This window comes from Brenneria roseae subsp. roseae, from assembly GCF_003115845.1.
Lineage (GTDB): Bacteria > Pseudomonadota > Gammaproteobacteria > Enterobacterales > Enterobacteriaceae > Brenneria > Brenneria roseae.
Map to the genome: position 1 here is coordinate 389,522 of NZ_KZ819023.1, position 26,313 is coordinate 415,834.

Annotated in this window: 13 protein-coding genes and 2 pseudogenes; 12 read left to right on the forward strand and 3 right to left on the reverse strand. The window is 53.7% G+C overall.

The features are described 5' to 3' along the window. Nucleotides 1–233: 233 nt before the first annotated feature. Both DDT52_RS04065 and DDT52_RS04070 read right to left on the reverse strand, forming a co-directional pair. On the reverse strand, nt 234–578 hold the full coding sequence (locus DDT52_RS04065; RefSeq protein ID WP_136155213.1) for a DNA-binding protein: 345 nt from the start codon (nt 576–578) through the stop codon (nt 234–236). A gap of 1 nt (nt 579) precedes the next feature. After that, the gene (locus tag DDT52_RS04070; protein WP_136155214.1) at nt 580–1,977 is read right to left on the reverse strand and encodes a pectate lyase; all 1,398 of its coding nucleotides are present in this window, start codon (nt 1,975–1,977) and stop codon (nt 580–582) included. 177 nt (nt 1,978–2,154) lie between these two features. Here DDT52_RS04070 and DDT52_RS04075 point away from each other — a divergent pair, with 177 nt between their 5' ends. Both DDT52_RS04075 and DDT52_RS04080 read left to right on the forward strand, forming a co-directional pair. Next, entirely contained in the window at nt 2,155–7,353 is a 5,199-nt protein-coding gene (locus DDT52_RS04075) for an AvrE-family type 3 secretion system effector (RefSeq protein ID WP_247595474.1), read from the forward strand. 14 nt (nt 7,354–7,367) lie between these two features. Then, nucleotides 7,368–7,790 carry a type III secretion system chaperone gene (locus DDT52_RS04080; protein ID WP_136155215.1) on the forward strand — a complete coding sequence of 141 codons (423 nt, stop codon included), beginning with the start codon at nt 7,368–7,370 and terminating at the stop codon, nt 7,788–7,790. A 65-nt stretch (nt 7,791–7,855) separates the two neighbouring features. On the opposite strand, the gene DDT52_RS04085 is transcribed toward DDT52_RS04080, so the two are convergent. After that, a complete protein-coding gene (locus tag DDT52_RS04085) occupies nt 7,856–8,527 on the reverse strand; it encodes a GntR family transcriptional regulator (protein WP_136155216.1) in 672 nt (223 codons plus the stop codon). A gap of 310 nt (nt 8,528–8,837) precedes the next feature. Between DDT52_RS04085 and DDT52_RS04090 the strand changes: the two genes are divergently transcribed. The 10 genes and pseudogenes from DDT52_RS04090 (at nt 8,838) to DDT52_RS21130 (ending at nt 26,245) form a co-directional block, all read left to right on the forward strand. Next, complete coding sequence (locus DDT52_RS04090; RefSeq protein WP_136155217.1) at nt 8,838–10,502, forward strand: ShlB/FhaC/HecB family hemolysin secretion/activation protein; 1,665 nt, start codon at nt 8,838–8,840, stop codon at nt 10,500–10,502. A 32-nt stretch (nt 10,503–10,534) separates the two neighbouring features. After that, complete coding sequence (locus tag DDT52_RS21120; protein ID WP_247595475.1) at nt 10,535–16,276, forward strand: two-partner secretion domain-containing protein; 5,742 nt, start codon at nt 10,535–10,537, stop codon at nt 16,274–16,276. Next, the gene (locus tag DDT52_RS21125) at nt 16,240–23,076 is read left to right on the forward strand and encodes a hemagglutinin repeat-containing protein (protein WP_247595476.1); all 6,837 of its coding nucleotides are present in this window, start codon (nt 16,240–16,242) and stop codon (nt 23,074–23,076) included. Before DDT52_RS21120 ends, DDT52_RS21125 begins: the two co-directional genes overlap by 37 nt. Then, a complete protein-coding gene (locus tag DDT52_RS04100) occupies nt 23,063–23,320 on the forward strand; it encodes a hypothetical protein (protein WP_136155218.1) in 258 nt (85 codons plus the stop codon). The genes DDT52_RS21125 and DDT52_RS04100 overlap by 14 nt, the downstream gene beginning before the upstream one ends. Nucleotides 23,321–23,354: 34 nt before the next feature. Further along, nucleotides 23,355–24,167 (forward strand): annotated as a pseudogene (locus DDT52_RS21025) (VENN motif pre-toxin domain-containing protein); the annotation flags it as partial. Then, complete coding sequence (locus DDT52_RS04115; RefSeq protein WP_121590335.1) at nt 24,164–24,460, forward strand: hypothetical protein; 297 nt, start codon at nt 24,164–24,166, stop codon at nt 24,458–24,460. The pseudogene DDT52_RS21025 and the gene DDT52_RS04115, both read left to right, overlap by 4 nt. A 174-nt stretch (nt 24,461–24,634) precedes the next feature. After that, nucleotides 24,635–24,715: pseudogene (locus tag DDT52_RS04120) on the forward strand (IS200/IS605 family transposase); the annotation flags it as partial. Nucleotides 24,716–25,114: 399 nt separating this feature from the next. Further along, nucleotides 25,115–25,831, forward strand: a complete 717-nt coding sequence (locus DDT52_RS04125) for a hypothetical protein (RefSeq protein ID WP_136155219.1) — start codon at nt 25,115–25,117, stop codon at nt 25,829–25,831. Next, a complete protein-coding gene (locus DDT52_RS21410; protein WP_136155220.1) occupies nt 25,828–26,046 on the forward strand; it encodes a hypothetical protein in 219 nt (72 codons plus the stop codon). The genes DDT52_RS04125 and DDT52_RS21410 overlap by 4 nt, the downstream gene beginning before the upstream one ends. Further along, nucleotides 26,000–26,245 (forward strand): hypothetical protein, encoded by a 246-nt coding sequence (locus tag DDT52_RS21130; RefSeq protein WP_247595478.1) that lies wholly within the window; start codon nt 26,000–26,002, stop codon nt 26,243–26,245. The genes DDT52_RS21410 and DDT52_RS21130 overlap by 47 nt, the downstream gene beginning before the upstream one ends. The last annotated feature ends 68 nt before the right edge of the window (nt 26,246–26,313 follow it).

Here is a 26,313-nt window from a genome sequence, read left to right on the forward strand (position 1 = left end):
CGCACGAAACTTTTGCGCTATCGCACATAAAGCAGTGAAAAAATCTACAATGCGATTGTTTGTCAACGATTGGGGACAGGGCGTTTGCCCTGTTCAGACTGTTGGTAAAATGAACATTCATACATAGAACCCAAATCCGTCATTCCTGCATAGGCAGGAATCTTCCTGATATTAAAACGTTATCTGAAGAAAGATCCCCGCTTTCGCGAGGATGACGGCAGTAATTTGATTAGTTATCTGAATGGTGGGGTCGCCTGACGCGCGGCAATCAAATGGTCGGCCATCTTTCTGACCACCCAATATGCCGTTTGCGCCACATCACTGTGCAAACCGTTTTCCGAATGCAGGTCGGCATGCCGCAGAAAATCCTGCTCCAGTAAATCCACAAACGTATCGAACTCAAAGGCTCCCCGCTGGGGCGCATCTTTCTGCGTTAACACCGCGTTCAGGCAATCGTTGACCCGCTGAATGGCCCGCTCGAACGCCAGACGCTGGTCCGGCGACAGGTATCCTCCCCGCCTGGTCAGATCGGTCCAGCGGGTGGGCGCGTTATGGGTGTCGGTCATCGTATTCAACATATTAATTCACCTGTAAGTTAGCGGAGTCCGGGACTTTGTAGTGATTGTTGACGTTAACCAGATTGAGGTTGCTGCCTTTCACATTCAATCCTTCACTGTCACTCTTCACGAACGAGAATTTGCCGTTTTCGGCGTCAATATTGCTCAGGTTAAGATTCCAGTTACCCTGTTGGCCGCCGTTGGTTCGCACAAACGTACCGAAATCTTTCGCCTTAAAGTTATCGATGGTCAGGTTGGCGTCGGCATTCAGCTGGAAGATTTTGTCTGAAGCGCCCTGAGCGCTGCTGTTGGTGATTTCAACGTTGGCTGGCTTGCCGTTATTGGATTTCACGGTCAGGGCATCTTCACCGACGTTGGTCCAATGCACATTGTCAATTTTCGCATCGCCGCGGACATGCACGCCGTCGGCGGCGTTATCGCCAAACACCACGTTTTTCAGCGTCGCCCCCTGAGCCAGCTCAAAAATGGGTTTCTGTCCCTCCGCCTGACTGCCGTCGCCTAATGCGCTGCCGGCGACAAAGGTCTTGCCGCCGCCGTCAAAGACTTCGCCGGGGCCGACCTTGATAGTCTCATTCACCGTGGTGACGTCCTTGCCCGCGGCGGGAAAGGTAACCGCCCCGGTTTTCCCTGCGTCAGCGCTACCGCCGGTCAACGGTATGTTCGAAGAAGAAGCGGGAATGCCGGAGCTGGCCGAAGGGTTTGAGGAAGCGGCAGGCGTACCGTTTTGTCCCGTTCCTGTTGACGGCACGGAACCACCGCCGCTGCCCGATGAGCCCGGCGACGCGGTGTTGGCCGGTGACGATGTACTATTTTGCGGCTGGCCGAATTCGCCTTTTTGCGCGTCCATCAGGTTGGCAATCAGCTCCATCAGCGCCTTGAGCAGCATATTGTCACTGAGTTCACCGCCGCCGTCGGAAGTTGGGTTGATCGCGTTGTTCAGCGCGTTGCTGATGGAATCCTGTAGCAGAGAGCGTCCCAGATTTTCAGGATGTTGCGTACCGTTACTGCCCGATGCGCCTGACAGCGGCGACGCCCCGTTATTGCTGTTGGTCGCGCCGGATTGGTTGCCTGCATCCTGGGTGCTGTTGCCCGGTATCAACGCTTCAAGCAATTTCATTAATATATCGGCGGGATTACCGTTCTGACCGGCTGCCCCGGCGCTCTGATTTCCCTGCCCGGATGCCTGAGAGAGCGGGCTGCTATCGGACGACGATTGCCCATTTTCCAGCAAAGTGGGAAGCAGCGCCGTCAGCAATGTTCCCAGTGCTTCCAGCAGTTGACGCTCCTGTTGCGGCGATCGCGATGACGCGGCATCGCCGCCGCCAAACGTTGAGCCGGAATCTGCCGGGGAAAAACCCGCGCCAGAGGGTAGGTTAAACGAGGTATTGATTTCAGCCATGATTGCTTCCTTGAGGATTAAGTAAGTCGAGGATTAACAGCCTTTCGTCTGTCGTGTTTTAAGTGATGAAAGAAGAAAGCCGGTTCCGGCAGGCAGGGAGAAAAATGCTGGGCGAGGGAACCGGATGAAAAAGCCACCCACTTAGCAAGACAGCCACTCGTTATCCTGGGATTCACCATGCAAATTATTCGCCACGTTAAATCAATTCTACATCTTGATAAGGCCAGTCCGTCCGACTCGCATCCACCGCCATTGACACAGGGCCGCAGCAGCAGTTCGGGCCAGAAAAACGTGCAGTCGCTGATACAGCACGGGCTGCATGATAAAAATAAGCCGCTGGTTCTGACTCAGGGGGCTGGCAGCCAGGTGAAAAATCAGGGCGCGCGCCTGACGGATCTCCGCGCATCACTGGCATCGGGCGGTATGATTCAGAGTTTGCCGCGCACGATGCGGGATTCGCTGTCGTCCGGCGGGCCGATTCAGAGTCTGGCCCGGCGGGAAGCGCCGATGGCGTCTCTGACGCGGGAAAGCAGCAGCGGCAGCCTGTCCGGCAGCGAGCGGTTTTTCACTCCCCCGGGTTCGCTACCTGGTTCGCCCCGGCGAAGCGAGTCCGACAGCGACACGTCACAGCGCTTTTATACCGCGCCTTCCTCGCCGGTCGCTTCACCGCGGCATGAGATATCGATGCATACGGGGCGCAGGACATGGGAACCGGGGGAGAGCAGTCAGCCCCCGACTGCCGGAGCAAAAACTCAACGTGCAAACTCATCGGAGGATTTACGCGCATCGCTGGCATCCGGCGGCCCGATTCAGAGTCTGGCGCGCGTTGCCCCGGCCGCGGAGTTCAGGATCAGGATGGACGATCATGGCAAACTTCAGTTCGGCAAGGGGCTGCCGGATACGCTAACCACGTTGCTACAGCAAACGCTGGGGAAAAATAGCCAGCCGTTTGTTGCCCATCATGAAAGTCAGGACGCCCGACAGCATGTCCTGCTGGATAAATCCGGCCGGTTGTTCGCGATCCAGAGCGAGGGGGAGCATCATGTCGCGTTACACAGCAGCGAACGCCGCGCCATCCCTGGTATGGACGGGCAGGGGAAAGACCAAACCGGCAGTATCCAGCCAGCGCCTGCGCCCGGTCATTTCACGCTTCAGGCTGCATCAGGCGAATCGGTCGATGTGCCATTATCCGGGCGCATGAATCACGAGTTGTTGACTGGCGTCTATCAACAGCCCGGCCCGGCTTCCGATATCGGCGGGCAACTGCGGATTCATGACGGTAAACTGTTCGCGCTCGACACTGAATTTGGCGTCTGGCAGCAAGCCAGCGAGGTTTCTCATCGCCAATTATCCCGGCAGGGCGACGGCCAGCTGTATGCGATTCAGGATTCCCATACCCTGATCAACCTCTCCCCGGGAAGCGGAGCGTCGGCGTTTAACGATAAGATCGGCGCCTTTTCCGCTAATCAAAACGGGCAACTGGCTGTGCTGACCGAACGGGATTACGTGACGCAGCTGCATCTTCTCTCCTCGCTGGACGCCACTCCCCAACCTGTCGAACTACGGCTGGCGGATAGCGCCCCTGTACATGCGCAGTCTGTTGCCATTACCGCCGAACGCCTGCTGATCGCCGATAGCGCGGGCAAACTCTACCATGCGCCGTTGCCCGGAACGGGCGAACCGAGCGTGACGCTGACGCCTTATGATACGCCCGCGCTGGATACCACTCTGGGTGCCGATCGACGCATTACCGGATTTTCACATGATGAACATGGTCAGATACATGCGCTGGTCACCGATCGTCAGGGCCAAAAGCATGTTGCGTCATTGGGGCACAACGCCATGTCGCCGGTTCCGGGTTGGAACCTGAGCGATAGTCTGGTGGTGGATAATACGCTGGGACTGACCTCTCCGGCGCCGGTTGGCATCGATACGCTGGACCTGGGCCGGCAGGGAAAACTAGGGCTACAGGACGGCAAGGTCCATTTTTATAATGACAACACCCGGAACTGGGACACATCCAGCGTGGAGGCCGGCCAGCTGAAACGAGGTCTGGATAATCAGGCCTATATCCTTAAGGACGGCGAGATTCTCCCGCTAACCATCAATCAGAAATCAGCCACCTTTACACACGGTGATAATAACGTTTTCGCCCTGTCGCAGGTGCGTCCGGCGCCATCAGCCGATACGGCGTTGCCGGGTATCGATAAACAGGAGGGCGTTTCGGCCATGGCGGTGGTCAATCGCAATAAATTTATTACCGTCAACCCGCAAGGGGATCTGCATTTCCACCAGATCAAACCCGGTTCAGACAAGCAGGCTGCGCCGCCGCTGGCGTTGCCGAAAAATGGTTTATCCGGTGAAATTCGCGATATCACGCTCGATAGCCGGCAGAACCTTTTCGCGCTGAACCATGACGGCGCGCTCTTTCAACTGCCGAAAGCCGACTGGCAAAGCGCGGCCAGCCACATTGAAGCGCAGTGGCGGCCGGTGAATACGCCGATAGACGGTAAAATAAACGCGATCGGAACCGATGCGCAAAATCGTCTGCAAGTCGCGCAGGATGAGCATCAACTGCATATCCTGCAATCGGACGGGTGGAAAACCGAGATCCCGAAGGGTAAGGAAGCCGTAAAACCGGAAACCCGCGCGGCTGAAACGGTTTTCAATACGCTGGATACGGCAACGAAAGGAAAGCGTATGCCGTTTACCGGGGTCAGCGTGAAAGCGGATGCACAACTGTTAGGCAAAACAGGCGCAGAATCGCAGCAGGTTAAAAGCAATTTGTCCGATCTGGTGAGGGCGCATATCTTCACCTTCTCACTGGCGATGCCGCGACCGATAAAGACCTTTACCGATCACGTTCAGCATCAGCTTGCCGGACGGGAAGGGCTGAAACCGGTTTATGACATGCAGGCCGTCCTGCTGAAAAAACTGGAAGCGGCCACCGCGCAGCCTAAAGCGCCGACGATGGATCTGGCGAGCAAGATAGCGCATCTGGATCTGGGCGAAAAAGGGCAGCCGCTGATTAACCTGTTAAAACAGTTTCATACCGAACTGGAAAGCAGTTCCGCCAACGCCGCCTTGCTCATCGGCAGGGAGCTGCGCCTCCTGAATGACGCTGGCGCGGTGAAAATGGAAGGGAAACCGGCTCCCCAAAACGGATTGGGTCTGCATCGTCAGGAAAAAGATCTTGCCCCCATGTTGCTGGCTGCGATGCAGAGCACGCCCTCATCCAAAGAGAGTACGGCCGGCTCGCTGGTGAAAGCGTTTGTCGACAGCAAAACCCCGATGCAGCAGAAACTGAATACCGATGCGCCCGGTCAGCAGCGTGATACCCGCGACATGATGTCGCTGGCCAAAACCCGGCTGGTGCTGGATACGTTGACGATCGGCGATGTAGACGAATTGACCAACCGCCTCGGCGCGTTGTCCGGTACGTCGCCGGACGAGGCGACGCTGGCGCCGTTGATGAACGCGCTTAATGTGCTGCGGCAGGGCGAATACGGGGAGAACCCGGTGAAGAAACTGACCGATATGGGTTTTACCAATCACAAGGCGCTGGAAGCGGATTACGACTCCATTAAAACGTTCATGAAGGCGTTCAGAAGGGAGGATCACGCCGTCAGCGTCACTTCCAGGACCGTGATGCAGACCACCGGCCAGGCGGACATGATCGATAAAATGAAAGCCACCTTGTTATCGCTGGATAGCAACGAAAGTATCGCATTCAGCCGTAATTATGGCGGCGGCGCGTCGATGGCGTTTGTCGTGACGGGCACGTCATTGCCTTTTCCGCCGGTGCCGGGGGGCGGTATCAGTGGCGAAAGAACCTATAGCATGAATTTTTCCCGTGCGGGTAACGGCGTCAATGTGTCCTTTGAACGCAGCGGCGGCGTCACGGGTAAGCTGTCCTACTCCGGCGGTTATGATGTCAGTGAATACCTGACAGGAAAAACCTCGGCGCAAATGGCGCAGGACATCAACAGCAAGTACAGCTTTACCCCCGACGTGCGCGCCTCTTTCAGCGTATCGGCCAGCCTGAATATGGCGCAACAGAATGCGCTTAACTTTTCACTGACGGAAGAGGAACTGCCGGCGTTTATCGACGGACTGTCCAGCGGCGCGATTAACCCTTTGGATCTGCTGGATAAAGGGGAGCAGCACAGCGTGCAGTCGGGTAAAACGGTCAGTTTTGATCTGGATGGCAATGCGGCGCTGGAACTGCGCGGCGGGATCAATTTAACCCATAAAGGCGCAGCGCCTACCGAAGCCGTATTGCGCGGCTCTGTCGGGATGACCGCCGGCGTCAACGCCCTGTCCGCGAACAGCGCCAAAAGTGTTGCGCAAAGCGAAAACTCAACCACCTATACCGTCTCCGACAATCGTATGCGCTTCATGAATCAGGCGGCGGCGGGAACGAACGCCGCGCTCAGCGCCGGTATCGTCAGAACCACCAAAGATGGCCTCGTCCCGATCTTTACCTCAACCAGCATCGGGGTGAACGTTTCGATGGATTCACGCACCAACCAATCGATCAGCCTGAACATGAAGAAGGCGGAACCGCTGGAGAAAAAAGACATTGATGAGATAACCCAAACGCTCTCGTCGGCTTTTACCGATCCGGCCAGCCAGCTGTTGATCGATGGCGTGAAGAAAATGTCGGAACCGAATGAACAGCTGGCGATTCTGAGCGGGCACTTTTCCGACAAAGGAGGGGAGACGGACGATCGGTACCAGGGGCTAATGGCGTTGAAGCGTCTGAACGTTCGTCAGGACGTTGCCCTGCGGGATGGCGCGACGCTGGACAGCGTGAAACATACCACTTCGTACACCAATCTGAGCAAACTGACGGAAAACGGGCTGTTCCGGGTGCTGAGTAGCCACCTGTTTTCCACATTGCCGCCGAGTAATGCCGACCGCATTAATCAGTTGATTGCGGAGAATCCGGCGTTAAACGATATCGTCAGCCGGTTGCAGGCCAGTGATAAAGCCACGGTATCGGTAGCGCTGGAGCTGAAGGACGATGTCCGGGAAAAAATAGAACAGGGCATTCAGAATAAAACGCATGGAAAAGATGATGTTATCGCGCTGTTCAAGGATCGCAATAACCTGCGTCTGGCCAGCATCAATGTCTCGCAAACGGTGAAAAAGAGCGAAGGATTCAATACGCCGTCGGTCATTATCAACGCGTCAAGCAGTGCGAGCGTGAGCATGAGCAAACTGCTTGGCAGCATCAACTTCAGCTATGGTCAGGACCAGACGCTGCCGCAAAGCTACCAACTGGGCGGGGAGATTGCGAAAGCGCATCCGTCCACAGCCAGCGCATTGCAACAGTTACAGCAAGAAGGTCTGAAACTGAAAGGACAATCATAAGGAAGGAGAAACAGATGACCCCCGCACAACAACACGTTAGCCGGTTACTACAACATTACGGTCAGACACATCGCACTTCGCTGAATTTACAGGCGGGGATCTGCGTGATAAATGGGCCTGATGGACAAGAGGCCGCCATTCTGGAAATTCCGGATAACAGCGATGCTCTACTGCTGCACTGTCAGCTGATAAGCTTTCAGGGCTATGACAGCCCAGCCGCTTATCATCTGATGTTGCTACTGAACTTTGAGATGGCGGCGATGAGGGGATGCTGGCTGGCGCTTGATGAAAATGGCATGCTACGCTTGTGTACTCAGCATGCTTTGGATTCGCTGACCGAACCGCGCTTCAGTGCGTTACTGACGGCATTTATCCACCAGGCGGGGGAGACCCGGCTGTTTGTCGACAGCCTGCTTGCTCAGGTCGATGCGGCCTGAAACTGAAACGACGCGGCACCATCCCCTGTGCCGCGTCGCCCGATACGCCGGGGAGGGGATCGCGGTTATTCTTGCTGTTCGACGGCGATAAACGCCAACATGGCTTCACTGCCGTCAAGAATATCTTCTTGAATGGATTGTCTGGCGGCCTGACTGTCCTGCTGGCGCAACGCGCTGAGCACATCGTAATGATGTTCGATCGCCATTTTCAATGAGAAATGGGCGTAGGCCTGCGCGATTAACGGCCCGGTTCGCATCCACAGGCTGCCGATAAACTGGCTCAGTAAAGGCATCTGCGCCGTCTGCGCCAGCAGTAAATGGAACTCGCTATTTAATTGTAATGCATCGCTCAGGTTATTTTTTTCAATCGCCTGCCGGTTCAGTTGAATATTCACCGCAATGCGTTGCAAATCCTGAGGCGTGATCCGTTTGGCGGCGAGTTCCGCGCCCGTTCCCTCAAGCGCAAGGCGCAGAGTACGGATCTCCATAAACTGCTCTTCGGTTAATTGCGGCACGCGAATATCTCGTGGGGTTTTCAGCACCAGCGCCTGCTCTTTGGACAGTTGCAAAATAGCGTCCCGTACCGGTGTCACACTGGTGCCAACCTGAGCGGCCAGCTCGCGGATACGCAGGCGGTCATCCGGTTTGAATCGGCCGACAATGAGCGCGTCACGCAGCATGGTGTAGACGCTGGAACCCAGATAACTGTGATTGATTTGTCCTATTGGATAGTTCACGCATTCCCCCAGTAAAGGGCATCAGCGTCGCCCCGGCCACTCAATATACAATATGATGCATCAAAAATACCATTCGAGAAGCCATAGCTTTCCCTTATCACACCGGCGTGCTATATCGGGCTGCTAGGCGGGAGGTCGCCAGCCGGCGGTTGGTGAGGCATATTTCTGTTATTATTAGTTATTACAATATTTTGTATTGAGTTAAGGAAAATTAATTACTGTAAAATTATATGTCATAAAATATATTGAGCTTGATAATTAACGGTTCTACTATAACCAATAAAAACTAATGACTTCAGGGATGAAACCGATGCGGGTTTTTATCAGGCTGCTTTTAATTCTGCCTATTTTTTTTCCTTATTTTTCCTTGTCAGCTCCGCTTAATCCGGCGGATCGCAATGAAATACAGCAACGTCAGGCGGAAGTCATTGAACAGGCCCGCCAGCAGCGTGAATCCTTATTACAGTTGAACCAGCCCCAGACGCGGCAAGCGGCGGGAGATGAGACCGAACAGGGTCATTGCTTTGCCATTCAGGCGATCCGCTATCGCCATAGTTCATTATTGAATGAAAAAGATAAAGAACGGTTAAATAAAAATTATATTAATCGATGTATTAATGTTAATAAAATAAATCAACTTATTCATGATGTCAGTAATTGGTATATCGAACGCGGGTATATTACCAGTCGTGCTTTTATTGCCGGGCAGGATTTGTCCGGCGGAATATTAACGATCGATATTCTGGAAGGGCGACTGGAATATATTAAAATCAATAATGAATCAAAGCGCATTTTAAAGCAGGTATTCCCCGGTCTTGAAGGTGAAATACTGAATCTCCGCGATATTGAACAGGGGATGGAACAGCTTAACCGCATGCCGACGCAGCAGGTGAGCATTGAAATTCTTCCGGGCAGCCAACCCGGTTATTCCATCGTCAATCTGACAAGCCAAAAACAGCTGCCGCTGACGGCAAATATCAGTTTTGATAATAGTGGGCAAAAAAGCACCGGGCAACAGCAGCTCAATGGCGCTCTATGGGCGGACAACATGCTGGGAATTGCCGATCAGTGGTTTATCAGCGGTGGACACAGCAGTGAATTCAATGACGGAAAGGATGCCGACAATCTGCAAGCAGGCGTGTCACTGCCGTATGGCTACTGGAATCTCAATTATGACTATTCCAAAAGCCGCTATCGTAATGATTTCCTGAACCGGGATTTCCTCTGGCATTCGACCGGCGATAGTCAGACGCACCGTTTGTCGGTGTCGCGGGTGGTCTTTCGTAATGGCGATATGAAAACCAGTCTGTCGGCCGGCATGACTCACCGTATCGGGCATAACTACCTCAATGATGTGCTTTTGCAGTCCAGCAGCCGAAAACTCAGCACGGCCATTGTCGGCGTTAATCACAGCCAGAAGCTGTGGGGCGGGCTGGCGACATTTAACCCGGCGTACAGCCGCGGGACTCGCTGGTTTGGAGCGGAAAGCGATGCCGGCAAAGATAGCGATGCGCCACGGGCGGCGTTTAACAAGCTGACGCTGGCCGCCAGTTATTACTACCCGATCGGCGAAAACATCAGTTATCTCACCAACCTCTACGGTCAGTACTCGGCACAGGCGTTGTATGGCAGCGAGCAGGTTACGCTGGGCGGCGAGAGTTCGGTGCGCGGATTTAAAGAACAATATCTGTCAGGCAATCGTGGCGGCTATTGGCGCAACGAAATCAACTGGCGGCCTATGGCGTTGCCATTATTGGGCGAACTGACCTTAACGGCGGCGCTGGATGGCGGCCACCTTTTTTCGCATCACGGCGATAGCGAATCCGCCGGCACCTTGTGGGGCGCGGCGGTTGGTGCAGGCGTCGCCAATCGATATTTGTCACAGCAGATCACCGTCGGCTGGCCGCTGGATTATCCGGACTGGCTGCAGCCCGATGCCGTTGCCGTTTATTACCGGATGGGTCTTTCTTTTTAGCCGTTGAATGCATGTCACAGCAGGGGGCAGGGATGAAACCAATTAAAACAACGCAACGATTAATCGCCTATACGCTGATTAATCTTATCGCCTTCCAACCCGTACTGCCTGCGATGGCGGCCGGCGTCAATGTCGCGACCGGCAATACCGCGGTGGATAAAGCCGGCAACGGCGTACCGGTGGTGAATATCGCGACGCCGAATAGCGCGGGGATTTCCCATAACCAATACCACGACTTCAATGTCGATAAGTCAGGGTTGATCCTGAATAACGGCACGGCCCAGCTTAATCCTACCCAGCTTGGCGGTTTGATCCAGAATAACCCCAATCTGAAAGGTAAGGCGGCGGACGCCATTATCAACGAAGTGGTATCGCCCAATCGCAGTACGCTGGCGGGGTATCTGGAGGTGGGCGGGAAGCAGGCCAGTGTGATGGTCGCCAACCCCTACGGTATTACCTGCGATGGTTGCGGATTTATCAATACGCCGCAGGTCACATTGACGACCGGTAAACCGCAATTTGACGCGCAGGGCAAGCTACAAGGTATTGACGTCAAGCGTGGCGATATCACGCTGACGGGACAAGGGCTGGATGCCAGTAAAAGTGACTATTTCAGCCTGATTTCCCGCACGGCGCAGATTAATGCCGGGTTAAACGCGAATGAAGCGCAGGTGGTGCTCGGGGCGAACCAGATCGATGCCAACGGCAATGTGACGGCGCAAACGGCGGATAATAGCGGTATCAAAGTGGCGCTGGATACCGGCGCCCTGGGCGGCATGTACACCAACCGCATCACGCTGGTATCCAGCGATAAAGGGGTCGGCGTCAACGTCGGTAATCTGAGCGCCCGCAGCGGCGATATCACGCTGTCGGCGAATGGCAAACTCAGCGTGGGGGATGCGGTTGCACAGGGAAATATCCATGCGCACGGAGAAGCGCTGGCGCTGCAAGGTAAGCAGCAGGCCGGTGGCGAACTCACGCTTGACGGGAATTCGGGGATCGCCCTGACGGATGCCTCGTTACGTGCGGGACAATCCGTTACGCTTACCTCACAAGGCGAATTGAGCGCGACCGATTCCCGGATTAGCGCGGGCGTCGATACCCAGGGCGCCCTGATCTCCGGCCATCATCTAACGATAAAAAGTGACAATGTCACGCTAAATAATACCCAGTTAGCCGCCGATAAAGTGGTGATAAAGGCCGGCGGCGCGTTACGGCAGGATGCCTTAAGCGGTATTAAAGCCGATAGCGAGCTTGGCATTCAAGGCAAAGACATCACACTGTCCGGGATCGCCGAAGCGCAGGCGATTCAGCTTGCGGCAGAAACGTTGACCGCCACCCGCAGCGCTCAGCTTCAGGCTAAAAATAGCGCAACGGTCAGCGCCACTCAACAAGGCGACTGGCAGGGCAATCTGACCGCCGGTGATGCGTTGACGCTGCTAGGCGGGCAAATCGTTCAGGGTGGCACATTAGCCGGGAAGACGCTGAATCTGAACGTTGATTCGCTGGATAATCAGGGTGATATCGCATCATTGCAGGGGCTGTCGCTGGTTGGAAATCAACTGATTAACAGCGGATCGCTGTCGGCGGCGGAGCAGCTGACGTTGAAAGCGGGCCGCGTTGACAATGTCGGATTACTCAGCGCCCGCGGCGATTTGCAGCTTGAGTTGCAAACGCTGCTGAATAATCAGGGGAAAATCCTGACCGAAAATCATTTGTTCATGTTGGCCGACAGCGTGACGAACCGGGGAACCCTTCAGGCTGCAACGCTGGCATTACAAAGTATCTCTCTCACCAATCAGGGGGATATCACGGCGAGTCAACATATCGACCTGAACAATCAGGCGATCGACAACCACGGCACGATTAACGCGCAACAGATGATCACTCTGTCCGGCGGCGCGGCGCTGAATAGCGGCACGCTCAGCGCGGGCGTGTCGCTGGCGGCCAGTCTGAGCTCGGGCCTGAATAACAGCGGCATGTTGCTGGCCGGAAAAACGCTGGCGGTTACTGCCGGCGACGTCATCAATGACGGTACGCTGACCGCGCCGGAGTTACAGATTCACAGTGATTCGCTCGACAATCAGGGGATTATTCAGGCCGATCATTCGCTGACGGTCAGTGCCGATCGTCAACTGGTACAGCGCGCGACCGGTAAATTGCTGGCGGGAAATACGCTGACGCTGACCGCCGCCGAGGCGGAAACCGACGGCGAGTTGCAGGCTGAGCAGTTTTTACTGAATGCGGATCGCTGGCTTAACCGTGGCAAAACCAGCATCGGCGGCGATGCTCAGGCGACGGCCTACTATCTCGATAATAGCGGCAGCCTGCTGGCGCAAGGCCGCTGGCTGCTGTCGGGCCATGACCTGGTGAATCAGGGGATATTGCAGGGCGAGCGTCTGGAACTGCGCGCCAATAGCATCACCAACAGCGGTCAGGCTCAATCACTTCAATCCAGTGTGCTGAATGCGGATGATAGCCTGATCAATACCGGTGGCTGGCTCAGTGGCGATGCCCTGCGCCTGAATGCTCTGGCTATAGACAATTCAGGGAACCTGCGCGCGTTGACCACGCAGGCTCGGGGCGATCGATTCAGTAATCGCGGGCAGATCTCTGGTATCCAACATCTGGATTTGAATATTTTTGACCGTCTGGACAATCAGGGAACGCTATTAGGCGTTGACGCGCTGATATTGGCGATAACCAACACGCTTAACAATCAGGGCGAATTGCTCAGTCAGGGCGAAACTACCGCCACGGCAGGCCGGATTGATAATCGGGGGCTGTGGCAGGCGCAGACGATAACGCTGAATGCGGACACGATAGCCAATGCCGGAAAAATCCTGGGTATCGCGGCGCTGATACTGACTGCAAAAGACACCTTGATCAATCAACAGGCCGGTAAGTTGCTTTCTCAGGGGATGGCGGTATTAACCGCGGCTGATGCAACGAATGCGGGAGACTGGCAGGCCGCCAGCCTGACGCTGGGGACAGGGAATCTGACCAACAGCGGTCAGATTCAGGCGGAACAGGCGTTGACGCTGCGCGGCGATAGCCTGTCTAACGCGGGTCGTTGGGAAAGCGACATTCTCCAACTATTCGGGAAGACGGTTATCAATCAGGGCACGTTACTGGGTAACCATGTCGGGATAACGGCTGATAGCCTGATTAATGACGGCATGATAACCGGCGTGGACGAACTGACCCTGATGCTGGATCAGCATCTGTTCAATCACGGTAACCTGTATGGCGATCGGCTGTGGATTGACGCCGCTGGAGTGAACAACCGGGGCGATCTGTTCGGCGTCAGCGATCTGCAACTGAATTTGCGGGGCGATCTGGATAACGCCGGTACGCTGAGCGGTAAAACGCTGGCTTTGACGGCAGAAAACGTCTGGCAGAGCGGTATTCTGGAAGGACAAACGGTACGGTTGAATGCCGGAGATCTCGACAATCAGGGCAAACTGCTGGGGGTGGATGCGCTGACGCTGGCGATCCGCCACAGCCTGCATAATAGTGGTGCGTTGCTTAGTCAGGGCGACAACGCCGTGACGGCACAAACCATCGACAACCGTGGGCAATGGCAGGCAAATACTATCACGCTGACCGCCGATGAGATTGCCAATGCCGGGCAGATCGCCGGGCTGGCGGCACTACAGCTGACCGCCAGCCATTCATTGCAAAATCTGCAAAGCGGTAAATTGCTGACGCAGGGCGTCGCCACGCTACAGGCGGCAGACACCCTGAATGACGGCGAGTGGCAGGCGGGGAATCTGTTGCTTGAGACTCATCGTTTCACCAACGAAGGCTGGGTACAGGGCAATCGCTCACTGAAAATTGCGGTTACCTCACCCGCCATCAATCAATCGTCTTTACTGACAATGGCGCTAGCGCTGGCCGATGATGCGCAGCAGCTCAGTGCGTCAGTGCCTGCGGGGACGCTGCTGAACAACGGGACATTAATTTCCGGCGGCGACAGCCAGATTTCCGCCGGACAGTTGGATAATTGGGGAACGCTGTCCGGCAACGGATATTCAACCATCAGCAGTGCGGCTATCCGCAATGACGGCAATGTGATCGCCACCGATGGACTGTCGCTGAACGGTGAGTATCAAGGTAGCGGTTTGCTGTATACGGCGGGAGTATTAGCGCTGTATGGCGATCGCCTCGGCAATACCGGTCGTTGGGAAAGCCGCGTTCTGCAATTGACCGGGCAGTCGTTTGACAATCAGGGAACGATCGTTGGTGAGCGCGGGCTGGAACTGGATCTGGCCGATGAACTTACCGTCGGCGCCGCCGGACAGTTACTGACCGACGGTGAACTGCTGGCGAATGTGGGAAGCGTCAGCAATCAGGGATTCTGGCAGGGGAAACTGCTGTCGTTGACCGCGAACGCGTTCCTCAACGATGGCACGCTGGTTGGACAGAACTCGCTGCAACTGGCGTTACAAAATAGCTATCAGGGTAATGACCGTTCTCAACTGCTTAGCGACGGCGATGCCACCCTGACGGCAAACCGTGTAATCCAGAGCGGAGAGATCGCGGCCAATAACCTGCAATTGAATACCGCTACGCTGGATAACGCTGGTCGCGTGTTGGGCCTGAATCACCTGCAAATAACCAACCAGGGGGAGATAACCAACCGGAAAGACGGTGAAATACTGACCAATGGCGACGGGGTGATTAACAGTACCCGGTTGAGCAACAGCGGCAGCGTGCAAGCGAACGAACTGCGACTCGGCGTTGAGCGGGTAGAAAATCAGGGACGTATTCAGGGCACTTCCGCGCTGTGGCTGCTGGATCTTACCGATTATACTGGCGATAAAACCAGTCAGTTGTTAAGCAGCGGCGCCGCAACCATTCAGTCCAAACGGGCCGACAATCTGGGCCTGTGGCAGGCGGATAATCTGACGGTACAAATAGGCTCGCTGGTCAATGGCGGCACGCTGGCGGGGTTGAACAGTCTGTCATTCATGGGTGAACAGATTAGCAATCAGGGCGATATCTTTTCTCAGGGCGCGCTAGCCTTGAGTGGCGCAACCTTCGATAACGCTGGAACCGTCACCGGCATTGGCGGTTTTGATCTGCAATTCACCGATTCCCTGCTTAATCAATCGCCGGGACGCTTACTGAACGGCGGCGTCGGTAGCATTAACACCGACAGGCTGATCAATCGGGGGCTGTGGCAGTCTGACAATCTGTATCTTATCGCGCGCGAATTGGACAATCAGGGACAGATGTTGGGGGTTACGCAGGCCGCGTTGCAACTGAGCGGTGATTATCAGGGGGCCTCAGGCAGCCAACTGGTCAGCGGCGGTTATGCGACGCTGACGGCGGCGAATATCAATAACCGCGGGCAAATTCAGGCGCAGTCGCTGGATGTAACCGCCGATTCGTTAACCAATCAGGGAATGCTGAGCGGTAATCAGAATCTTAACGCGACAGTGAAACATCAACTGGATAATGCACAAGATGCCCGGTTGGTCAGCGACGGCGCGCTGAGCGTTCAGGCGAACCATATTGATAATCAGGGTACGGTTAAAGCCGCCAATCTTACGCTGCATGGTGATAACTCACTGAATAATAACGGCGTATTACAGGGGGCGGCATCACTACGACTGGAAAGCGCCGGGCAGCTAACCAACCAGCAGGCCGGGCAAATACTGTCGGATGGCACCGCGACGCTGAAAGCGGCGGCACTGGATAATGCCGGCTGGCTACAGGGTCGGGTCTGGATGTGCAAACGCAGCAGTTTACGCAACAAGGCAGCCTGATTGCGCAGGATAAAATGACGTTGCGCATTCCACAGTGGGTCAATCAAGGGCTGATTCAGGCGCAGCAGGCGGAAATCATCGCCGACGTGCTGGAAAATCAAGGCACCTTACTCGGCCTGACGCAGCTGGCATTGCAAACCCATCGTCTGATCAATCAGCAGGACGGCAAAATCTACAGCGCGCAGGATTTAATCCTCAAAACCGATGAACTGCAACAAGACGGACAACTGCTGGCGTTAGGTAATCTGACGGCCGATATCAGCGGGCCGCTGGCGTTTTCGCGGCTATTGGCTGCCGGAAACCGGTTAACGCTTAATGTCGCGGGCGATCTCGATCTGAGCGGTACGCTTCAGGGGCAATCTGTGGCGCTCGCCAGCGCCGGGAAATTGACCAATCAGGGCAATATTCTGGCCGGTGACGGCGATTCCCGTATTACCGCGCAGGATATTGTCCAACAGGAAGCGGGCAGTATTCAGGCGGGGGGGAATTTATCACTGGTGAGTGCAAATGATATTCACAATCAAGGGCTGATTGGCGTCGCCGGTGATTTATTGATGCAGGCGGGCGGGCTACTGAATAATACCAGCCTGCTGTATGCCGCAGGTAATATGCGGTTATTTTCCGATTCGCTCAGCAATGTATTCGGCAATATTCTGGCGGGAAATAATCTGTGGCTCCAGCGCGATGCACAGGGTAATGCCAGTAGCGCGGTATTAAATAGTTCCGGCACTATCGAAACTCAGTCTGGGGATATCACGATTACTACCGGCACGTTGACTAACCAGCGTGAAGGGCTGGTGGTGACGGAGACTCAACTTGATGTTGGTCAGATGCCCTCTTGGGCAGGGGGAACAACGGCAAATATACCGATTGATTGGTTTAAAGCCGGTGAAGTAGGTATGTTCCGAAAAGAAACAACTGTTAAAGGCGGTGGCAATAATGGTTCTAGTGAGAGCATACGCTATGACTTTATTTATGCTCCTTATGAAAAGGCGGATATTCAGAAAATAATTGCTGGTAGTAAATTCGTGGATGTGCACGTACAAGGTGATGCTGCAAGAATCAGTGCCGGGAATGATCTTTTTGTTAATGCAGGAGAATTAAATAATCAAGCGTCGCAAATTTTTTCAGTAGAAAATATTCTCTTAAAGGGAGGTGAAATAAATAATCAATCATATATTTCAGGGGGGGTTAATGAGGTTTTAATTTATGAATATCAAGGGCAACCAATCAAAGTGGGTTTTGAGCAAAGATATGCCCTATACCGTCCATCCGAAGGTTTAGATACTTCTGCCATATATATTCTAAAAAGGTATATACCTTATGTACTATCAGGCACCCCAACCTACGAACAAACCATCGACGAAAGTTATAACGCCTTAATTCAGGCAGGCGGCACCATTACCGCCGATTTCGCCGAAGATATCAGCAATACCACGCTGCAACCGGGCAGCGGCGGTTTTATGCCCGGCACGGTAACGCCGGTATTAGCCTCCACCCAGGCGCTGTCACCGTTGCAGAAACAAACCACGCGCCAACTGGTGGATAACGATGCGTCGCTCAACGCGGACACCGTTGATCTGAGCAATACCGGCGTGGACGCCGCTGCGTTGGGGAGCAATGCCAGTGCGGTCAGCCCGGCGGCTAAAAATGTGACCTTAAGTAAGGTGACTGAACCCACGTTACAGTCCGGTGTGCAGGCAGAGCAGATTACCGCCGGAACGGCGGTCACACTGGAAAAACCGGGCGCGATTGCGGATGGCGCTTCGACGCCCGTCAGCGTCGAAGCGTCGGCGACAAGCCATCTCTCGGCTTCTGAACTGATGAGCGCCATCGGTAATGGTTTGCAGGCATTAAGCAGTAATCCACTGGCGGATTATCCGCTGCCTGCGGGCAACAATGGTCTGCTGGTCGTCGATCCGAGCAGCGATAGCCGTTATCTGATCCACACCAATCCCAAACTGGAGCAGCTAGGGCAGGTGGATAACAGTCTGTTCAATGAGTTGCAAAGCATGCTGGGGCAACAGCCCGCGACCACGGTGAAGGTGGAAACCAGTTCGCAATGGACGCAAACGGACAAGGTATTGGGTTCGTCCTATCTGCTGGACAAGCTGAATCTGGATGCCGACCATGATTACCGTTTTCTGGGCGATGCCGAATTCGACACCCGCTACATCAGCAATGCCGTGTTGAGTCAGAGCGGGAAACGCTATCTTGACGGTACCGGTTCCGACTTGTCGCAAATGCAAATGTTGCTGGATAACGCGGCTACCGCGCAAAAAGGCTTGAACCTGCAATTGGGGGTCAGTTTAACGCCGGATCAGGTCGCCAACCTCAGCCAGAGCATCGTCTGGTGGGAAAATATTGAGGTCAACGGACAAACCGTACTGGCGCCGAAATTGTATCTGGCGCAGGCCGATAAGAATAACGTGCAGGGCAGCGCCATCGTCGCCAATCAGGTCAGTCTGAGCGCGGGAGGCAGCGTCACCAACAGCGGTACGATTAGCGCGGTTGAATTACTGGCTATCGCCAGCGGCGACAAGATTGATAATCAGGAAGGCGGGTTGCTTAAATCGGACGGTAGTCTGAATCTGGTTGCGTTGAATAATATCACCAACAGCGGTAGCCAAATCGAAGGCAACACGCTGCAACTTGCCAGCATTAACGGCGATATCATCAACAAAACCGAATCCCGCGAGTGGCAGACATCAGCGTCTGCCGCCTCGGGTAGTGGAATGGGCTACCTCACCTTTACCGAACTGGGTAAAACAGCGGAAATCACTGCGGCCAATAGCCTGACGATGACGGCAGGTCATGATATTCGCAACGTAGCCGCAACGCTGAGCGCCGGGCAGGATATGACGCTGAATGCCGCTAACGATGTGTCGATTGAAGCGCTGACGTTGACCAATGATCGGCTGGATCAAGGCCGGAACCGCAGTCAATTGTCACTGAATACGGCGGTTCAGGGAAGTCAACTGACTGCGGACGGTACGTTGCAAGCCAATGCGGGCAATAACATTCAGATTGATGCCGGCATGATTTCCGGCGGCGCAGGGTTATCGCTGACCGCCGCGAACGATATCCAACTGACGGCACAGCAAACCCTTCAGGAAACGCTGAATCACAACGGCGGCAACACGGCGCAGCGCCGTACCCAGGAGATCGCGTCGACGCAATTGCTGAGTGGCGGCGACCTTGAGCTGCTGGCGGGACGCGATGTGTTAGCAGAAGCGGCCAGTCTGAATGCCAAAGGCGATGCCACGTTGGCGGCTGGTCGCGATCTCAATCTGCTATCGGAGGAAGAGGAAAGCTACAGCGGCAACTGGTGGAAGCGCCACGCTGACTGGCAGCAAAACATCACGCAGCAAAGTACCGAACTGACTGCCGGAGAAGGATTAATCCTGCAAGCCGGAAGAGACATCAACCTCCAAGCCGCGCAAGGAATTGCCGGAGGCGCGTTGACGGCGCAAGCCGGTAACGACATCAATCTGCTGTCTGCGACGGAAACACAGCACACTTTCTTTGAAGAAACCAAGGTCAAGAAGAAAACCTTCTCGAAAACGGTGACGCATACCCTGAACGAAACGTTACAGACGGATGAGAAAGGCAGTCTGCTTTCCGGTGACAGTGTCACTATGGCGGCCAGTCATGATATCAATCTGCAAGGTTCGTCCGTGGTGGGAGATAATCAGGTCGTGCTGCTGGCGGATAATGACGTCAACACCGCGGCCAGCGTGGAGAACTATCAGCACTACGAAGAGTATACAAAGAAAAAGAGCGGACTTTTCAGCAGTGGCGGTATCGGTTTCACTATTGGTTCCACTTCGACCAGCCAGAAACTGCAAGATCAGGCCGTCACGCAAAGCCAAAGCGTGAGCACCCTTGGCAGCACCGGCCAGTCGGTTACGATTAATGCGGGTAACGACGTCAATATCAGCGGCACGGATATGGTTGCCGGGCAAGATATCACGTTAACAGGCAACAACGTCACGATCGATCCCGGCTACGATCTGCGCACGCAACAGCAGCAGTTTGAGCAAAAAAGCAGTGGCCTTACGGTCGCGTTGTCGGGCGTGGTGGGTTCCGCGCTGAACAGTGCGGTACAAAATATTCAGGCGGCGCAAAGCGAAAGCGACGGCAGGCTGGCGCTGCTTCAGGGAATGAAAGCGGGATTATCCGGCTTCCAGGCTTATCAGGCCAGCCAGTCTGACTTGAACGATCAGGGATCTGCGTCATTTGTTGGCGTCAGCATTTCATTGGGGGCGCAAACATCGCGTTCCAGCCAGACGACGGAGCAACAGCAGAGCTTTGGCTCGACGCTGAACGCAGGACACGATATCGCGATTGAATCCCGTCAGGGAGACATCACGGTAACGGGCAGCCAGCTTAAGGCGGCTAATGACGTGGTGATGAACGCCGCGCAGGATATCAACCTGCTTTCTTCTCGCAACAGTGAAACGCTCAGCGGTAAAAACAGCAGCAGCGGCGGCAATATTGGCGTCAGTTTAGGGATAAGCAACGGCAGCGCCGGACTGAGTATTTTTGCCAATGTGAATGGCTCAAAAGGCCGCGAGACGGGCGTGGGTAACAGTTGGTCGGAAACCACGGTTGACGCGGGCAGCGAAGTCAAACTGGAAAGCCAGCGTGATACCCGTCTGATTGGCGCTCAGGTAACGGGTGAGCATATCGACGTACAAACCGGTCGGGATTTGCTGCTGCAAAGCCAGCAGGACAGCGATCGCTATGACTCGAAACAGGTCAGTGGGTCTGCAGGCGGCAGTTTCACCTGGGGGTCGATGAGCGGCAGTGGTTACTTCAGCGTCAGCCAGGACAAAATGCACAGCAACTACGACAGCGTGCAACAGCAAACCGGTTTCTTCGCGGGCAAAGAAGGATTTGACATCAAAACCGGCAACCATACCCAGCTTGACGCGGCGGTGATTGCCTCCACCGCCAGTGCGGATAAAAACACGCTGGATACGGGTACGCTGGGCTGGAGCGGAGTGGACAATAAGGCCGAATTCAAGGTAGAACACAGCGGGTTCGGCATGAGCGCCAGCCCCTCAATGAACGGAAACCTGCTGTCAACGCTGGCGATGAACGTACCGTCCGCATTAATGTCGTTAGGTAACAACGGTAATGCATCCAGCACTACCTATGCGGCGGTGAGTGATGGTAGCCTGCTGATCCGGGATAATGCGAATCAGCAACAAGATATCACGACGTTAAGCCGCGATGTGGAGCACGCGAATAACGCGTTAAGTCCGATCTTTAACAAAGAGAAAGAGCAGAAACGGCTGAAGCAGGCTCAACTTATCGGTGAACTGGGCGCGCAGGTGATGGATATCGTGCGTACCGAAGGCGAGCTGCGGGCGCAAAAGGCGGCGGAAGCATCAGGAGAGTCGAAGGTTTCACGGCCGGATGATAATGCACCGGCAGACGAATGGGACGCTTATAAAAAAGCGCTGACGGAGACAGCGAGCTACAAAACCGCAATGGAAGAGTATGGTACCGGGGGGACTTACCAGCGGGCGGCTCAGGCGGCGACGGCAGCGATACAGGCGTTGGCGGGCGGCGATATCCAGAAAGCGATAGCCAGTGGCGCGTCACCGTATCTGGCGCAGATGGTGAAAGATATCACGATGCCTCAGGGCGAGAGCGGGGCAACGGCTTCGGATATTGCAGCCAATGCGATGGCCCACGCGGTGGTTGGCGCAGTCGTCGCGCAACTCTCCGGGCAGGATGCGGCGGCGGGCGCCATCGGTGCCGCGGGTGGAGAGCTGCTTGCCCGTGTGATAATGGAAACCCAGTATCCGGGCAAGAAAGTGGAAGACCTGACGGAAGAGGAAAAACAGTCTGTCAGCGCGTTATCGACGCTTGCCGCCGGGTTGGCATCGGGTCTGGCGACGGGTGATACCGCTTCTGCCGCCAGTGGTGCACAGGCTGGGCGGAATGCGGTTGAGAATAACTTCCTCGGCGCAACATCTTCAGACAAACTCGACAAGGCTGTTGAGAAAATTAAGAACGGTGATAAGACATTAGCGACCGCTAATGAGCTGATTAAGCTGGAAAACGCCGATAAACGCAGTGATGCACTGGTGGATAAATTTACCAGAGACCCTTCAAAAATGGGTGAATCAGAGCAAGCTGAACTGGCGGGCTATCTGCGTGTTTATGCGTCTGAGATGGAGAAGGAGTACGGTTCTGCTGTTTCGCAGGAACTGGTCAAAGGTTTGCTCTCTGGACAGGATTACATAAAACGTAATCCTGACTCTGAAGCAATGTCTAAGGCTCAGGCAATCATGAACACTTGGGGCTATCACAAATCGAATGCCAGTATTGGTGATGCGCCCCTGATATTTGGCAGCAGTGTGCTTGGTACTACGATAAAAGAAGGAATGGCGCTTAATGCGGCTATTGGTGTTGGAGTTAATACAGTATCTCAGTTGTCTGGAAAAGAACCGTTCAGTTATGTCGATGCAATAATGGCAGGGATAACATCAGCGGCGACAACAGGAAAAGGTATTGGATCATCAGCAGCTATAAATATGGCGGGAGCTGCGGTCGGCAGTGGCATTAAAGGGGAAGATCCTACTAATTCGGTTATTGGGGCTGGACTAGGTTCCGTTGCGGGGAGTAAAGCGGAAAAATATATTACTGGTGGACTATCGACAGCAGTTAAAGAGGGTACTGCTGAGGTGGTTGGCGCTGTTGGCGGTTCTACCGCAAGTGAGATAGTCAGTGATGCTGCAAAAAATGCTCTTGATAAAGCGGAGCATAAAGATGAGAAAAAATAAACTATATGAGCTTGTTGCCCTAATTTACCGTTGCTTTTTTGTGTTTTTTTTCATTTGTTTTATAGCAAGTAGTTTGGGTTCATTGCTGGTTTTTTTTAAGACTGGTTATTTTGAATTTAACTGGAAAGAAACTATTTTGCTTTCCCTTGAAAAAGGGGGGGGGATCGGTTTAGCTCTTGGATTGGGGCTATGGATAAAAGCAAGGCTACAAGAGCGTAAGAGTAGTAAAAAAACAAATCAGTAAGCTGGCAAATCCCAACCCTGGTCGTTAGGGTGTTGTTGAGAATAACTCGTTGAGCGCCAGTCAGGCACTGAGTTTTGATAAAGAGCTGTCAGATTGCCGGAAATCCGGTGGCGACTGCCAGGCTGTTATTGATAAGTGGAAACAGGTCAGCGACAAACAAAGCGCCGAAACCGATCAGAAACTGAAAGATAATCCACTGGAAGCACAGGTTGTTGATAAGGATGTCGCTCAAGGTGGTTCGGATATGGCGGATCGTCCGGGTTGGCTGGCGAATCTTCCCGGTGTCGATGTGATGTCTAGCGAGGAAGCCAAAGCTTACGTTCAGCAGTGGAACGGACAGGATCTGGCGAATATTGATGTAAACAGCCCCGGCTGGACAAAATTTGCAGCGTTTGCATCAGATCCGGAGAACCAAGCAGCAGTGGCATCACTGGGAATACTGGGTAAAGATCTTGTTCTGATAGCAAAAAATAGTTTTACAACTAAATCATTATTTAAGGAAATGACAACTCAGGGTATTAAATTTACACCTGAAAATGTTGTGAGTGCTGCAAAGGATAATAGCGGGAAGATCATTTTCCTTGAGAAGGGTAATTCTACAGCAGGACTACAGCATATTGTCGAAGAACATGGTAGTCAATTTGCACAAATAGGTGTATCAGAGGCGCGTATTCCTGATGTGGTAATGAAAGCTGTCACCGATGGTAAAATAGTTGGTTATCAAGGATCTGGTACTGGTCGGCCAATATATGAAACTATAATAAACGGTAAGAAATACAATATTGCCGTCACTGTAGGAAATAACGGGTATATCGTAGGTGCTAACTTGCGAGGTTCAGTCAAATGAAGAAAATAAAATTGATGGCTGACTATCATTGTCATCCATTATGGGGGACAACCCCAGAAGATTTTGGAGATATATCTCCTGAGGAACTGCCGATATCATCGGAATTGAAATATAGTCTCAGAGAATGGGCTGAACGGTATGATGCCATACTTAATATGGATGATCCGGCATCGTCTGGTTTTAAAAATAAAGAGGAAGAAAAACGGTTTATTGATGATGGTTATAAACTGGCGCATCTTCTTCAGGAAGAACTTGGAGATACCTATAATATTATTTACCACTCTGAGTATTAATAAATCCCGGCCAACTGGCCGGGATTTATTTGTGCACAGAAAACCCCCAGCTAGGCTGGGGGTTCCGTAAAGCTTTCGGCTATAAGCCGGTTATAAAAACCCCTTTTGATTTGTTAAAACACCTTGCGGTCTGGCAACTGCAAAAGTTAAACAAGAAATCGAAAGGGGGTCCCAATGGGGGACGAAAAGAGCTTAGCGCATACCCGATGGAACTGTAAATATCATATAGTTTTTGCACCGAAGTACCGAATGAAGGGCTTCACCTCGTCCCCGCCCCAACCCCGCTGCACTGGCTGTGCCCGGCTCGCAGTCGCAGGCTCCTTGCTCGTTGCCGTGCTCGCCATCTCCGCCCCGTGCGGCCCCCGCCGGGGGCCTCACCGCGAATGCGTTCACCTGCGGGCTTCGCCAGCCCGCACCCGGCAGACGCTTCACCGTCCCACAGGCAAGCTGTGGAACGGCTCGCGCCGCTGCTATGATGTGGCGGTTGCAGGCGGCAAAGTCACGGCGGGGCGGTAGCGTGCCGGGGTGAAAAAGTGCGTATCGGGGCTTGGGTGTCCGGGCATCGAAACGTATCAGGAAAAACCGGCTGTAACTGGCTGACTGCACAGGGAAAAGTTCTGTTCGCTGGCTGAGTCCGCAACAGAAGAAGTTGTTGTGGAGAATAACTTCTTCGGCAAGGCGCTGGTTGAAGGATGTGCAGTAGCGTCACCATGCCGAACCAAGATAGCAGAACAGTTACTTGAAATCGGCGTGAAAGCGGGCATTACCGGTGTTGTAGCGAAAGAAATCGCGGACAAGCTCTCGTCGGAGGAATTGGAGCATCTTGTCACATTGCAAATGATGGGCAATGATGAGATCACCGGGAAATATCTGGGCGCGTTGCAGGATAAGTATGCGCCGGATACTTCATCTAATCCGAATCTCGGTAAGGATCTGACCAACGAGCAAAAAGTCGAGCTTGGCGGAACGGGGTCAGGCACACCGGGCGGTTGGGAGCCGCAGGATGAAGAGAATGCAAGGAATAAAGATAGCAATCAAATTGGGAAATGGTCGATTGATGAACTATCTGATGGCGCTAAACATATCGATCCAGCCTCTAAAAAAGGCGATCTAACTCTTGCTGGACGTGCTCTTCAAAAACATGGAAGTCGTGAAGGAAGTGCCTTCCCCTCAGCAAAGGGCAATCCATCGTCAATAAATGATCAAGGCCAAAAAATTGTAGATCGCATTCTGAACGATCCGAATAAGTCCGTTGTTCAGAGTAATACAGGGCGTTATGGGCAAGTAACTGACGTAATTTCTTCTAGTGGACGTGGGTTACGTTATGATGCACAAGGTAAACTTATAGGCTTCTTGGAACCGCCAAAATGACGAGTAAATTAACTGCACAAATAGCAAGTTTGCCAGACCGAGATAACGTTGTTTATGAGATCTATTATGGCGCTAACCAAGTTGCAGAGATCTCAAATGAGCCTGATCTTGGTCTGCGAATAGAGATTTTTACTTGTCCTGATGGGGGGAGCTGGAGTTTTAATTTTAATGAATTTCGCTCCCTTATTGAACAAGCAGAGCGAAATATCACTTAATAACGATCCCGGTCACTTGGCCGGGATCGTTATTTTTACCCGTCAGAACCTCAGTTCAGCCTCAATCACCAGCTTTCCCCGCTCAACGATGACGATAACCGGTTGGCCGGTATTAAAACCGAGTTCTTCCAGCCACTTGCCGCTGAGCTTAAGTTTCGTACTGGCCGACCTGACATCGGATGAAGATGCGCATCAGTAAGAAGGGGTTGACGGCGCTGGAAAGGAAGAAAATACTTACAGATACTAATAGATAGTATTCCGTATGGT